Source organism: Serratia sp. 1D1416, assembly GCF_003641105.1.
GTDB classification, from domain to species: Bacteria; Pseudomonadota; Gammaproteobacteria; order Enterobacterales; family Enterobacteriaceae; genus Serratia; species Serratia ficaria.
Window position 1 is genome coordinate 5,417,732 of the sequence record NZ_CP032738.1, and the last position, 13,536, is coordinate 5,431,267.

At 59.4% G+C, this 13,536-nt stretch carries 11 protein-coding genes and 1 pseudogene; 4 read left to right on the top strand and 8 right to left on the bottom strand.

Annotation, left to right across the window (positions count from 1 at the left end; translation table 11 throughout):
- Positions 1 to 159: 159 nt before the first annotated feature.
- From D7I37_RS26270 to D7I37_RS26285, 4 genes and pseudogenes are all read left to right on the top strand, one after another.
- Positions 160 to 1,035, top strand: a complete 876-nt coding sequence (locus tag D7I37_RS26270) for a LysR family transcriptional regulator (protein ID WP_095098545.1) — start codon at positions 160 to 162, stop codon at positions 1,033 to 1,035.
- Positions 1,036 to 1,163: 128 nt separating this feature from the next.
- Positions 1,164 to 1,423 (top strand): annotated as a pseudogene (locus D7I37_RS27780) (type II toxin-antitoxin system RelE/ParE family toxin).
- A 39-nt stretch (positions 1,424 to 1,462) separates the two neighbouring features.
- On the top strand, positions 1,463 to 1,828 hold the full coding sequence (locus tag D7I37_RS26280; protein ID WP_129544709.1) for a helix-turn-helix domain-containing protein: 366 nt from the start codon (positions 1,463 to 1,465) through the stop codon (positions 1,826 to 1,828).
- 175 nt (positions 1,829 to 2,003) lie between these two features.
- Positions 2,004 to 2,645 (top strand): hypothetical protein, encoded by a 642-nt coding sequence (locus D7I37_RS26285; RefSeq protein WP_207205549.1) that lies wholly within the window; start codon positions 2,004 to 2,006, stop codon positions 2,643 to 2,645.
- A gap of 682 nt (positions 2,646 to 3,327) precedes the next feature.
- On the opposite strand, the gene nuoN is transcribed toward D7I37_RS26285, so the two are convergent.
- The 8 genes from nuoN to nuoG all read right to left on the bottom strand — a co-directional run bounded on the left by nuoN (position 3,328) and on the right by nuoG (position 13,520).
- On the bottom strand, positions 3,328 to 4,785 hold the full coding sequence (nuoN, locus tag D7I37_RS26295) for an NADH-quinone oxidoreductase subunit NuoN (protein ID WP_061795807.1): 1,458 nt from the start codon (positions 4,783 to 4,785) through the stop codon (positions 3,328 to 3,330).
- Between the two features lie 6 nt (positions 4,786 to 4,791).
- Positions 4,792 to 6,321 carry an NADH-quinone oxidoreductase subunit M gene (gene nuoM / locus D7I37_RS26300; protein WP_061795806.1) on the bottom strand — a complete coding sequence of 510 codons (1,530 nt, stop codon included), beginning with the start codon at positions 6,319 to 6,321 and terminating at the stop codon, positions 4,792 to 4,794.
- Positions 6,322 to 6,536: 215 nt separating this feature from the next.
- Complete coding sequence (nuoL, locus tag D7I37_RS26305) at positions 6,537 to 8,384, bottom strand: NADH-quinone oxidoreductase subunit L (RefSeq protein WP_061795805.1); 1,848 nt, start codon at positions 8,382 to 8,384, stop codon at positions 6,537 to 6,539.
- Positions 8,381 to 8,683 (bottom strand): NADH-quinone oxidoreductase subunit NuoK, encoded by a 303-nt coding sequence (nuoK, locus tag D7I37_RS26310; protein WP_004936014.1) that lies wholly within the window; start codon positions 8,681 to 8,683, stop codon positions 8,381 to 8,383. Before nuoK ends, nuoL begins: the two co-directional genes overlap by 4 nt.
- The gene (nuoJ, locus tag D7I37_RS26315; RefSeq protein ID WP_061795804.1) at positions 8,680 to 9,237 is read right to left on the bottom strand and encodes an NADH-quinone oxidoreductase subunit J; all 558 of its coding nucleotides are present in this window, start codon (positions 9,235 to 9,237) and stop codon (positions 8,680 to 8,682) included. Before nuoJ ends, nuoK begins: the two co-directional genes overlap by 4 nt.
- A 13-nt stretch (positions 9,238 to 9,250) precedes the next feature.
- Entirely contained in the window at positions 9,251 to 9,793 is a 543-nt protein-coding gene (gene nuoI, locus D7I37_RS26320; RefSeq protein WP_061795803.1) for an NADH-quinone oxidoreductase subunit NuoI, read from the bottom strand.
- Positions 9,794 to 9,807: 14 nt separating this feature from the next.
- Entirely contained in the window at positions 9,808 to 10,785 is a 978-nt protein-coding gene (gene nuoH, locus D7I37_RS26325) for an NADH-quinone oxidoreductase subunit NuoH (protein WP_004936022.1), read from the bottom strand.
- Positions 10,782 to 13,520: an NADH-quinone oxidoreductase subunit NuoG gene (gene nuoG, locus D7I37_RS26330; RefSeq protein WP_129544710.1), complete on the bottom strand. Its 2,739-nt coding sequence runs from the start codon at positions 13,518 to 13,520 to the stop codon at positions 10,782 to 10,784. Before nuoG ends, nuoH begins: the two co-directional genes overlap by 4 nt.
- Positions 13,521 to 13,536: the final 16 nt, after the last annotated feature.

Sequence of the window (13,536 nt, forward strand, 5' to 3'; positions counted from 1 at the left end):
GTTAAGGTAACATTGACGTTCAGCGGCAGGCTGATGCATTTATTAACAGCCTGAAACAGAATAAATAATTATGATATACCGGCGTTATTTTCAGCATAAACCGGCCTGTGCGCCGGGTGAAAATGATCGCCCCCGACCAGCCGGCATAAAGGAAATGGCATGATGAATTGGGATGATGCACGCTTCTTTCTGGCCGTCGCCCGCTGCGGTACGCTACGGAAAGCCGCCAACGAACTTCACGTCGACCAGGCCACCGTCGGGCGGCGCATCGCCGCCTTCGAAGAGGCGCTGGGCTCAAAACTGTTTATCCGCACGCCGAAGGCCTTCTCCCTCAGCCCGCTGGGCGAAGAGATGCTGGCGGACGTGATGAATATGGAAAATTCGGTGCAGGCGATAGGCCGCAAGGCCACCAGCGGAGACGACAGCCTGCGCGGCAACGTGCGCATCGCCACCACCGACACCCTGGCCGAAGCCTTTGTCATTCCGGCGTTGAAACAGCTGCGCGAACGGTATCCGTCGATCACCGTCACGCTGCTGACGGCGGTCAATATCTCCGATATCTCGTATCGCGGCGCCGACCTGGCGATCCGCGGCGCACGCCCGGATGCCGATGAGCTGATCATCAAACGCATGGCCACCATCGAAATGGGGCTGTACGCGACTCAGGATTATCTCGACAGGCACGGCATGCCGACCCAGGGCGATCATCTGCGCGGCCACGACCTGCTGATGTTCCCACGCGAGCTGGTGCCGCGCCACTGGAACGATTTTTGCGGCGAAGCGCTGCTCGACCCCAACGTGGTGCTGCAGTGCAATTCGCAGCTGCTGCTGCGCTCGGCCACCCGAAACGGGCTGGGCATCGGCCTGCTGTCCGCCTTCCTGGCGGACAAGGATCCGGACCTGGTGCGCATCTTGCCGGAGAATAAGGACTGGGTGGATATCTGGCTGGTGCTGCACCCCGATCTGCAGCGCGCCGCCCGGGTGCGCGCGGTGGTAAGCGCGTTGGAAGAGTCGTTCACCCGCAACCCCGGCTGATGGCGCCCACTCGGGGGGAGCATGCCTGACCCCCATTCCCTTTCTTGCTCTATTTGCATTGTCATTATTAGATAATAATCTTATTATCTAATTTTCGCACAGGACGTGCCGCCGACGCCGAGGGAACGATGGTAAAGATTGACTGGTCGCGCAAGGCACTTAAACAATTGATGACGCTGCCTTACAGGATCGCTCAGCCATTAAAGACAGAGTCGATGTGCTGAGTATGTTTCCCCCCGCCAGAGTAGACATTAAAAAAATGCAGGGCATCGATAATCAATACCGGCTACGCGTCGGCAGTTATCGCGTTATTTTCGATATAATCGATGGTAAACCGACAGTGTGCCTAATCCAGCAGATCAAGCGCAGAACATCGACGACTTACTGAGCCGCGATAAGTAGAAATACATGACCCGAGGTGTGCCAGATGGCCAAGTTGCAGTATATCCATGATGAATCGGGCAAACCCTTGTATGTGGTGCTGCCTCTCGATGAATATAAAAAGCTGGTGAACCAGCGAGATGAATATAAAGCCATTTCCTATCAAGCTGACGAGAACGACGATGAGACGGTGCCTCACGAGGTGATCTCCATCATGTTGGATCAAGACGTCAGCCTGATCGCCGCGTGGCGACTTTTCCGCGGCTTGTCGCAGCATGAAGTGGCCGAACGCTTGGGTACCACCCAATCGGCCGTGTCCCAATGGGAAGCCGTAGATTCTAAACCGCAGAAGAAAACCCGGGAAAAGCTGGCGGCGCTATATCGCTGCCGCCCGGCGCAGACGATCTTATAATCCCCGCCCCTGTAGCGCGGCGAAAAATTTCGGACTGAATTGCAATAGAATCCGGACTGCGAACACCTCAAAAAATAGGCGATACTGGACAGTCCGAAACAAAACGCCGCAAGGTAATTGAATCGACTGGAGCCATTGGTTATCGTAACGGGAGGATAACCAATAAGGAAAAGCAATGGATGCTAAGATGACCGTCCAGGCGATTGCCTCAGGCCTAATCTCCATACCTGAAGATATCTACCTCGGTGTTGAGCGAACGCTACAGGATTTCGGCCTGTCGGACGGCAGATCATTCACGCAGCGCAGGAATATGGCTGATGACTTACGGGTCATGCGCGCTCTCCGGAATCCGATCCGCGACAGGAATACGATAAGAAAAGTTGCTGAACTCATTGTCAATGATGTTCTCGACCGTCTCCCCCAGCCAACACTGCAAAAAATCCATGATAAATTGGTTGGTGGCGGTATTACATTCGCCTCTCGTGCAGCCCTGCAAATCGCCATATCTACCTACCTGGGCACCAAAGTTTTAGGCGGCATGCTCTTGCCGGTGATGACGAAATTAGCCGTGCGTGGAACCACAGGCGCTATGCTGGGTGGCATAGTAACCCAAGGGCTTATCTCCCGCGCATGCTCTACCTCGCGTCGCTTGCAGCATGAAAACCCTGGCCTGTGGCGGCGCTTGTCGGTGCATGACTACGATATGCTGTACTTCCTCTTTGAAGAGCCGTTGAAGCCTTACATCGCTGCTGGGCGCGAACTGCGCAATAATCCGCAAAACACGGAGAAATTTATCAGTGCTATCGAAAATATTTAGAGTCATCAGGAAGGTTATTGCTGAGGTCTCCGGGGCGCTGGTGATATCCGTCGGTGTGTTAGGGATGTTCATGACTGGGTTCCTGAGCGAAGGCATTATGCGTGTCGTGTGGCCGGTGGTTATCTTCATTGCTGCCCTGGCCATCTACGGTTTAACTTGGTTTATATCCGACAAAAAAGATAGAAAATAAATAGTTACATGAAAATTAAGCCGGCGAAATGCCGGCTTTTTTTTGTTTGTACGGTGGGCCTAGTTGATCGCCAAAACCGATCGAAATCGAAATATTGATCTGTGTAATCGATTGTCAATTTCGATCAAATAAATGGTATTAATAGGTAAACACTCCAACACCAGGATATCACCCCAATAAGGCCCACGCAGATGGGCCTTTTTTACGCCGAGGTTATTTAGTCCATGGCTAAACGTGGTTTCGTCAGGTTTGCCGGCTTACTTTCTGCGCTATCTGTTGCGACGGGGTTCACCCGTTGGCCTGAGACGATGTTCATCTCTTGCATCGTCATGCTGGCCATCTGGCTACATGCAGAATTTGACTGGTGGAAATCAAAGCGGGAGGGTTAACCCTCCCGCTTTGATTGTCAGCCCTAAACCACCTCCCCAGGAGGTGGTTTAGGGCTGACAAAAAAAGGTCGCCGAAGCGACCTTTTTGCTGTCTGAACCCCGATCAGAACATCGGCTGCGCCATCTGCACCAGGGTAATCAGCGGCTGCGGATAAACCCCCAGCAGCAGCACCAGCGCCGCGGAGATCAAGACCACCACGCCGCCGGCGGTCAACGCCCAGTTGTTCGGGGTATCGCGCTGCAGCGATTCCGGCGCGCTGAGGAACAGGCTGACGGTGACGCGCAGATAGTAGTACAGGCCAATGGCACTGCCCACCACCACCGCGCCGGTCAGCCACCACAGGTGCGCGCTGACGCCCATCGCAATCACGAAGAACTTGCCGATGAAGCCCAGGGTCATCGGGATACCGGCCAGCGACAGCATCATCACCGTCATCACCGCGGACAGGATTGGCTTATGCCAGAACAGGCCGCGGTAGGAGAACAGCGAATCCGCATCCGGCCCGCGGTACGGGCTGGACATCAGGCTGACCACGCCGAACGCGCCCAGGCTGCTGAACAGGTAACCGGCCAGGTAAACCCCGGCGGTTTCCAGCGACAGCTGATGCGTTTGCACCGCAATCAGCGCCACCAGCAGATAGCCCAGGTGAGCGATCGACGAGTAGCCCAGCAGACGCTTGATGTTGGTCTGGCTGATGGCCATCAGGTTGCCGAACAGGATCGAACAGAAGGCGATGATCGACAGCACCAGGCGCAGCGCCTCGCTGTCGGCCGCCGGGGCGTACAGGAACAGGCGCATCACTACCGCGAAGATCGCAATCTTGCTGGCGGTGGCCAGGAAGGTCGAGACCGGCGCAGGCGCCCCCTGATACACGTCCGGCGTCCACAGCTGGAACGGCACCAGCGACAGCTTGAAGCCCAGGCCGACGATCATCATGCCCATGCCGGCCAGGATCAGCGGCTGGTGCATCATGTTTTCCTGCAGGCTTTTGCCCAGGCCGGCCAGCGACAGGTCGCCGGACTCAGCGTACAGCAGCGCCATGCCGAACAGCAGGAATGACGAGGCGGCGGCGGACAGCAGCATGTACTTGATGGCGGCTTCCAGCGGACGCTTCTGGCGGTAGGCATAGCCCACCAGGCCGAACAGCGGCAGCGAGATCAGTTCGATACCGATGAACAGCGACGCCAGATGGTTGGCGCTCGCCAGCAGAATGCCACCCAGCGCGGCAATCAGCACCAGCAGGTAGAACTCTTCGCGGTTGTCCGGGTAACCGACCAGCCACGGGTAGGCGAAGGTGCAGGTCGCCAGACTCGCCAGCAGTACCAGCCCGGTATAGAACATCGAGTAACCGTCAACCCGCAGCAGCGGGGTGACGTCCATTGGGCCGGCCTGGCCGACAAAGTACAGCGAAAGCAGTGCCAGGTTGAGACCGATCACCGTCAGGGTGGCGTTGATAAAGTGGTCGCGTCGCCACGCAATGCCTAGCATCACAACCACCACCGTCAATCCGACGATCAACAGCGGCAACAGTGCGATCAGTTGTTGAGGAGTTATTGTCATGGCGAATTACGGCCTTGTTGTTGAAATTGCTGAAACTGACGAACCAAACCAGTGTTGCACGTTGCTCATCGCCGCATGTGAGGTATCCAGAATCGGCTGCGGGTAGAACCCCAGCAGAACCAGCAATACCACCAACAGCAGAATGATGAACAGTTCGCGCGCGGTCATGCCCGGCAACGGTTGGTCAGATTTGGCTTTGCCGTAGTAGGCGCGCTGCATCATGATCAACGAGTAAACCGAAGCGAACACCAGACCGAAGGTAGAAATCACGGTGATCACCGGCACCACCTGGTAGCTGCCGAACAGGATCATGAACTCACCGACGAAGTTACCGGTGCCCGGCATCCCCAGCGTCGCCACGGCGAAGAACAGCGACAGCGCGGGGATGAACTTGATGCGCCCCCACAGGCCGCCCATCTGACGCATATCGCGGGTATGCAGACGCTCGTACAGCTGGCCGCAGATGATGAACATGCCGGCGGCGGACAGGCCGTGCGCGATCATCTGGATCACCGCGCCCTGGTAAGCCAGCTGGCTGCCGGTGTAGATGGCGATCAGCACGAAGCCCATGTGGGAAACCGAGGTGTAGGCGATCAGGCGCTTGATGTCGGTCTGCGCGAACGCCATCCAGGCGCCGTAGAAGATGCCGATCACGCCCAGCCACATGGCGATGGGCGCGAACTCGTGCGAAGCTTCCGGGAACAGCGGCAGGCTGAAACGCAGCAGGCCGTAGGCCGCGGTTTTCAGCAAGATCCCCGCCAGGTCGACGGAGCCGGCGGTCGGCGCCTGGCTGTGCGCGTCAGGCAGCCAGCCGTGCAGCGGCACCACCGGCATTTTCACCGCGAAGGCGATGAAGAAGCCCAGCATCAGCAGATACTGCACGTTGTGGGACATCGGGGTTTGCAGCAGGTCTTCGTAATCGAAGGTCCACACGCCGGTGGCGTTGTAGTGCACGAACACCAGGCCCAGGATCGCAATCAGCATCACCAGGCCGCTGGCCTGGGTATAGATGAAGAACTTGGTGGCCGCGGTGATGCGGGTTTTACCGTCCGACGCCTTGTGACCCCACAGGGCGATCAGGAAGTACATCGGCACCAACATCATTTCCCAGAAGAAGAAGAACAGGAACATGTCGATGGCGAGGAACACGCCGATAACGCCGCCCAGGATCCACAGCAGGTTGAGGTGGAAGAAGCCCTGATATTTCTGGATTTCACGCCAGGAACAGAGGATCGCCAGCACGCCCAGCAGGCCGGTCAGCACTACCATCAGCAGCGACAGGCCGTCCAGCGCCAGGTGGATGGAAATGCCAAAGCGCGGGATCCACGGCAGCAGGAACTCGCTCTGCCACTGCGGAATGCCTTTCGGCGTAGTCAATGTGTAGCCACCCTGCAACCACAGCTGCAGGGAAAGCGCCAACGTCAGCCCCATTGCGATCAGCGCTATCCAGCGCGGCACCTTAGTACCGAAGCGCTCCAGCTGCCAGCACAGCAGACCGCCGATAAAGGGGATAAGAATTAGCCAAGGTAATAGCATGGCGTTTTGTGTCCCTTATTCTACCTTTGTCTTTCACGCTGTGGCGTCGTTGGCTACGTTCGCTCACCCCGGTCACTTACTTCAGTAAGCTCCCGGGGATTCACGCACTTGCCGCCTGGCCACAACCCGAAATCCTTGGGTATAAAGCAAAAACATTGTACATAGCGCTGACTATAAGGAGCGCTACGCCCGATAACCGTATTCGAATTGTTCTGTTACACCAAAATCAACAGAGCCAATACGACCACTGCACCCACACCCATAGACGCTATATACCAACGCACCTGGCCGTTCTCGCTCACCGTCAGGCCACGGTTCCCCCAGCGGGAGAAGATGGCCGGCAGGTTCATCAGCGAGTTCAGCGGGTCGCGCTGCAACAGCTTCGCAATGCCCAGATAAGGTTTGACGAAGACTTTGTCGTACAGCCAGTCGAAGCCCCAGGCATGGAACCACCAGGTCGAGAAGAAGCGGCCCGGCGCGCTGTTGGCGATGCGGGTGACCAGGCTGCGTTTGCCCAGCCACAGCGCGGCCGCCAGCAAGATGCCGACCACAGCCACCACGCCGGAAGCGATCTCCAGCTGCAGCACGCTGCCGTGCGCCAGCTCGGTGGTGTCCGGCAGTACGCCCTGCAGCGGCGGCACGATCATCGCGCCGACGAAGGTGGACAGCACCAGCAGCACCAGCAGCGGCAGGTGGTGAGTGATGCCTTTACCGGCATGCGCTTTGATTTTTTCTTCGCCGTGGAACACGATGAAAATCATGCGGAAGGTGTACAGCGAGGTCATGAACGCACCGACCAGACCGGCAATCATCAGGTTGATGTGGCCGTTCGCCATCGCGCCCGCCAGGATCTCATCCTTACTGAAGAAGCCGGCGGTAATCAGCGGCAAGGCCGACAGCGCCGCGCCGCCCACCAGGAAGCAGGCGTAAACCAGCGGAATGCTCTTGCGCAGGCCGCCCATCTTGAAGATGTTCTGCTCGTGGTGGCAGGCCAGGATCACCGAACCGGACGACAGGAACAGCAGCGCCTTGAAGAACGCGTGGGTCATCAGGTGGAAGATCGCCGCGTCCCACGCCTGTACGCCCAGCGCCAGGAACATGTAGCCAATCTGGCTCATGGTGGAGTAAGCGAGCACGCGTTTGATGTCGGTCTGCACCAGCGCGGCGAAGCCGGCCAGCAGCAGGGTCACCGCACCGACGATGCCCACCAGGTGCAGCACTTCCGGCGCCATCAGGAACAGGCCGTGCGTGCGGGCGATCAGGTAAACGCCCGCGGTCACCATGGTCGCCGCGTGGATCAGAGCGGAAACCGGGGTCGGGCCCGCCATCGCGTCCGCCAGCCAGGTTTGCAACGGCAGCTGCGCCGATTTGCCGACCGCGCCGCCCAGCAGCATCAGGGTTGCCCAGGTGATGGCCGTATCCCCTACCGCCAGCTTCTGCGGCGCCAGGATCATCAGTTCACGGATGTTCAGGGTGCCCAGCTCGTTGTAGAGAATGAACAGCGCGAACGCCAGGAACACGTCGCCGACGCGGGTCACGATGAAGGCTTTCATCGCCGCCGCGCCGTTGGCCGGATCCTTGTAGTAGAAACCGATCAGCAGGTAGCTGCACAGGCCCACGCCTTCCCAACCCAGGTACATCAGCAGCAGGTTGTCCGCCAGCACCAATACCACCATGCTGGCGATAAACAGGTTGGTGTAGGCGAAGAAGCGCGAGTAGCCCTCTTCACCGCGCATGTACCAGGACGCGAACATGTGGATGAAGAAGCCGACGCCGGTCACCACCGACAGCATGGTCAGCGACAGGCCGTCCAGCGTCAGGGTTACGCCGATATTGAAATTGCCGACCGACATCCAGGTCCACAGGCTTTGTTCGAACAGCTGCACGCCGGCGGCTTTCTGGGCGAAGAAGTCCATCGCCACATAAACCGTCACCAGCGCGGCCAGGCCGATGGAGCCCACGCCGACGGTTGCCGAGGTGTTCTCGGACCAGCGACCGCGGGAAAATGCCAACAGCAGGAACCCGATCAGCGGTAGCAGAATTGTTAAATATAATAGGTTCATCCGCGCATCTCACTGACAGTATCGATATTCAGGGTATGACGACGACGGTAGAGCTGCAGCAACAGCGCCAGGCCGATACTGGCCTCGGCTGCCGCCAGGCTGATCGCCAGGATGTACATCACCTGCCCGTCCGCCTGGCCCCAATAGCTTCCCGCCACGATAAACGCCAACGCCGCGGCGTTGATCATCACTTCCAGACTGATCAGCATAAACAGCAGGTTGCGGCGCACCAGCAGCCCGGTCAGCCCGAGCACGAACAGGATAGCCGCCAGGATCAGGCCGTGTTGAAGAGGGATCATGCTTGCTCCTCCGATTTTCTTCTCGCCATTTCGCCACTCGCCGGCGCGTTGCTCAGCACTTCGCCGGGCTTGTGCTCACGGCCGATGTGGAAGGCGACAACCAGGCCCGCCAACAGCAGCATTGAAGCCAGCTCAACCGCCAACACGTAAGGACCGAACAGGCTGATGCCCACCGCCTTCGCGTCCACCATCTCGCCGCTGATACCCTGATCGGAGACGCTGCGGATAGCGATAATCAGCACCACCAGCAACGCCAGCGACATCAGGCCAGGCCCGATCCATACCCTCGGCTTCATCCAGTCGCGCTCTTGCTGCTGCACGTTGCCGAGGTTCAGCATCATCACCACGAACACGAACAACACCATGATGGCGCCCGCATAAACGATGATTTCCAGCGCGGCGGCGAAGTAGGCGCCGAGGGAGAAGAAGACTGCCGAGATCGCCAATAACGAGACGATCAGATACAGCAGCGCATGCACAGGGTTGGTATGGGTGATCACGCGAATCGTCGCGACCACCGCAATCAAGCCTGCCAGATAAAATGCGATTTCCATGCTTGCTGGCTCCTTAGGGCAACAGACCTTTGACGTCGATCGGTTTGGCTTCGTTTTCGGCTTCGCCTTTGGCTTTGCCGTCAATCGCCATACCGGCCATCCGGTAGAAGTTATATTCCGGATATTTACCCGGCCCCGAGATCAACAGATCTTCTTTTTCGTACACCAGATCCTGACGCTTGTACTCGCCCAGTTCGAAATCCGGCGTCAGCTGGATAGCGGTGGTCGGGCAAGCCTCTTCGCACAGGCCGCAGAAGATGCAGCGCGAGAAGTTGATGCGGAAGAATTCCGGGTACCAACGGCCGTCTTTCTGTTCCGCTTTTTGCAGCGAGATACAGCCGACCGGGCAGGCAACCGCACACAGGTTACAGGCGACGCAGCGTTCTTCGCCGTCCGGATCGCGCGTCAGCACGATGCGGCCGCGGTAGCGCGGCGGCAGGTAAACCGGTTCTTCCGGATACATCTGGGTTTCGCGCTTGGCGAAGGCATGCATGCCAATCATCCAAATGCTGCGCACCTGGGTGCCGAAACCAACCAATAACTCTTTCAATGTCATGGTTTATTCACCCCTTATTGAGCGTTGTACAAAATGACCGCGGCGGTTGCCAGCAGGTTCAGCAGCGTCAGCGGCAGGCACACTTTCCAGCCGAAAGACATCACCTGGTCGTAGCGCGGGCGCGGCAAGGCAGCACGAATCAGAATGAACATCATCATGAAGAAGGCCGTTTTCAGTGCGAACCAGATGAATGGCGGCAGGAACGGACCCTGCCAGCCGCCGAAGAACAACGTCACAATCAGGGCGGACACGGTGACGATACCGATGTATTCCCCCACGAAGAACAGACCGAACTTCATGCCGGAATATTCGATGTGATAACCGTCGGCCAGTTCCTGCTCGGCTTCCGGTTGGTCGAACGGGTGGCGGTGACACACCGCAACCCCGGCGATCGCGAAGGTCACGAAGCCGAAGAACTGCGGTATGACGTTCCAGACGTGCGCCTGAGATTCAACGATGGCCTGCATGTTGAACGAGTCAGCCTGCATCACCACGCCCATCAGCGACAGGCCGATGAACACTTCATAGCTCAGGGTTTGCGCGGAGGCGCGCATCGCGCCCAACAGCGAGTATTTGTTGTTGCTCGACCAGCCGGCGAACAGCACGGCGTATACCGCCAGGCCGGCCATCATCAGGAAGAACAAAATACCGATGTTGAGATCGGACACCGCCCAGGTCGGGCTGACCGGCACGATGGCGAATGCCAGCAACAGGGAAGTAAAGGCGATCATCGGCGCCAGGGTGAAGATCACCCGGTCGGAGAATCTCGGTACCCAGTCTTCCTTGAAGAACATTTTGATCATGTCGGCGACCAGTTGCAGCGAGCCGCCCCAGCCGACGCGGTTAGGTCCGTAGCGGTTCTGGAACAGGCCGAGCAGGCGGCGTTCGCCGAAGCTCATGAAGGCGCCGCAGGCCACGACCACCAGCAGGATCACTACCGCTTTAAGAATGGCGATCAGGATGTCGATCACCTCAGGGGTAAACCAGCTCATCGTGCCGCCTCCCGCAGATTTTCAACCGTTGCACCCACCAAAATCGGCGGGATCCCTGGCAAGCCGAGCGGCAAACCAACCTGGCCCTGGGTCAGGGTTTCGCTCAGACGCACCGGCAGACGCAGCGTCTGGCCCGCACAGCTGAACTCCACCAATGCACCGGCGTTAACGCCAAGCGCGGCGGCGTCGGCCGGGTTGACCATCGCGTAGGCTTCCGGCATGCGTTGCTGGATCACGTTGGAGCGCTGCGACATTTCATCGCTGCCGAACAGATGGTAGTAAGGCGCGACGCGCCAGCCATCGGCCGCATTGAACGCGGCAGGCACCTCGGTGAAGTAGCCCAGGCTGCCCTCCCCCGCTTCGATCAGGCGTACGCCCGGATCGCCGTGGCGCAGCTTGCCGCCCACTTCGGCCTGGAACTTGTTCCACGCCTGCGGTGAGTTCCAGCCTGGCGCCCAGGCGAACGGGATCTGCTGACGATCGGCCAGCGGGCTGTTGTTCCCTTCCATCGAGAAGGAGAACATGGTGTCTTTGTCCTGCGGCTGACGCGGCTCGTGCACGCTGATGTTGGCGCGCATGGCGGTACGGCCGCTGGAGCGATGCGGAGAGCGCGCCAGCTTCTGGCCGCGGATGCGGAAGGCCGCGTCCGGCGCCGCTTCGACGATGCCCTGCAGCTGCGGCAACGCCTCAACGCAGGCGGCAATCACGTCATCGAGCTGGGTCCAGTCCACGTGGCGGCTGGTGTAGGTGGAGTGCAGCGAGTGCATCCAGCGCCAGCTTTCCAGCATCACGGTGAACTGATTCTTCTTGGCGTCATCGTAATAGGCCGGGTCGTAAACCTGGAAGAAGCGCTGCGCGCGGCCTTCCTGGTTGACCAGGGTGCCGTCGCTCTCGGCGAAGCTGGCCGCCGACAGGATCAGGTTGGCCTTGTCCATGATGGCGGTGCGCTGATGATCGGCGACGATCAGGTTGCTGACCTTGGCCAGCGCGGCGTCCACTTTCGCCGCCGGCGCATGGCGATAGAGATCGTTCTCCATCACGATGGCGGTGTCGGCTGCGCCGCTGGCCAGCTGTTCCAGCGCCTGATCGAGCGAACCGCCGCCGATCATCGCCAGGCCCATGCTGTTGGCCGCGCCCGCCACGAAGGTGATGCCGACGTCGGAACCGCGGCCTTTCAACGCCTTGGCGATGTTGGCCGCCGCTTCGATGATGGCTTCGCTGCCGGCGTTGCTGCCGGTGACGATCAGCGGTTTGCGGGCGCCGGTCAGCGCCTGCACGATGATGTCGACCTTCTTGTTCAGGCCTGCGGCCAAATCGTTCACCGCCGGCGCCGCGTTATCCAGCGCATGGGCGATGGCGAAACCGAAGCGCGCCTGTTCATCGACCGGCGCGCGATAGTTCCACGCGGCGATGTCGTCCAGACGGGTGTCGTCGACGTTGGTGGTGAACAGCGGATACTTGGCGTGCTGACCGATGTTCTGCACCGCCGCGATCTGCCAGTCGGCGACGCGCTGCGCCGCCGCCATCGCGCGGGCCTTGCCCTTGACGGCCTGACGCACCGACAGCGCGATGCGCGCGCCGGTTTGGGTCAGATCTTCACCCAGCACCAGCACCGCGTCGTACTCTTCGATTTCACGCAGCGCCGGGGTATGAACGCCGCCGTTTTTCAGCACCTTCAGCATCAGCGCCAGGCGCGACTGCTCGGCCTGAGCGATGCCGGTGTAGTAGTTCTCGGCGCCGACCAGCTCGCGCAGCGCGAAGTTGCTTTCCAGGCTGGCGCGCGGGGAGCCGATGCCGATGGTTTTCTTCGCCTGACGCAGGATGTCCGCCGCGCCCTGCATCGCCTGTTCGGCGTTCAGGGTGATCCAGTCGTTGCCGCGCAGCTGCTGCGGTTGACGCGGGCGATCCTTCTGGTTGACGTAGCCGTAGCCGAAGCGGCCGCGGTCGCACAGGAAGTAGTGGTTCACGCTGCCGTTGTAACGGTTCTCGATGCGGCGCAGCTCGCCATAGCGCTCGCCCGGGCTGGTGTTGCAGCCGATGCTGCACTGCTGGCAGATGCTGGGCGCAAACTGCATGTCCCATTTACGGTTGTAGCGCTCGGAGTGCGTCTTGTCGGTGAATACGCCGGTCGGGCACACTTCCACCAGGTTGCCGGAGAACTCGCTTTCCAGCGTGCCGCTTTCCGGACGGCCGAAATAGACGTTGTCGTGCGCGCCGTACACGCCGAAGTCGGTGCCGTCGGCGTAGTCTTTGTAATAACGCACGCAGCGGTAGCAGGCGATGCAGCGGTTCATCTCGTGCGAGATAAACGGCCCCAGCTCCTGGTTGTTGTGGGTGCGCTTGGTGAAACGGTAGCGACGGAAGCTGTGGCCGGTCATTACCGTCATATCCTGCAGGTGACAGTTACCGCCTTCTTCACAGACCGGACAGTCGTGCGGGTGGTTGGTCATCAACCACTCGACCACGCTCTCGCGGAACTGTTTCGCTTCGCCATCGTCGATGGAAATAAAGGTTCCATCGGATGCCGGTGTCATACAGGACATCACCAAACGGCCACGCGTATCTTCCGCGTTTTGGTATTGCTTTACCGCGCATTGGCGGCAAGCGCCGACGCTTCCCAGCGCCGGATGCCAGCAAAAGTAAGGAATATCGAGCCCGAGGGAGAGACAGGCCTGCAGCAGGTTGTCCGCTCCGTCTACGTCGTATTCTTTGCCGTCTACATGAATCGTAGCCATAGTCAGCATGCTTCCA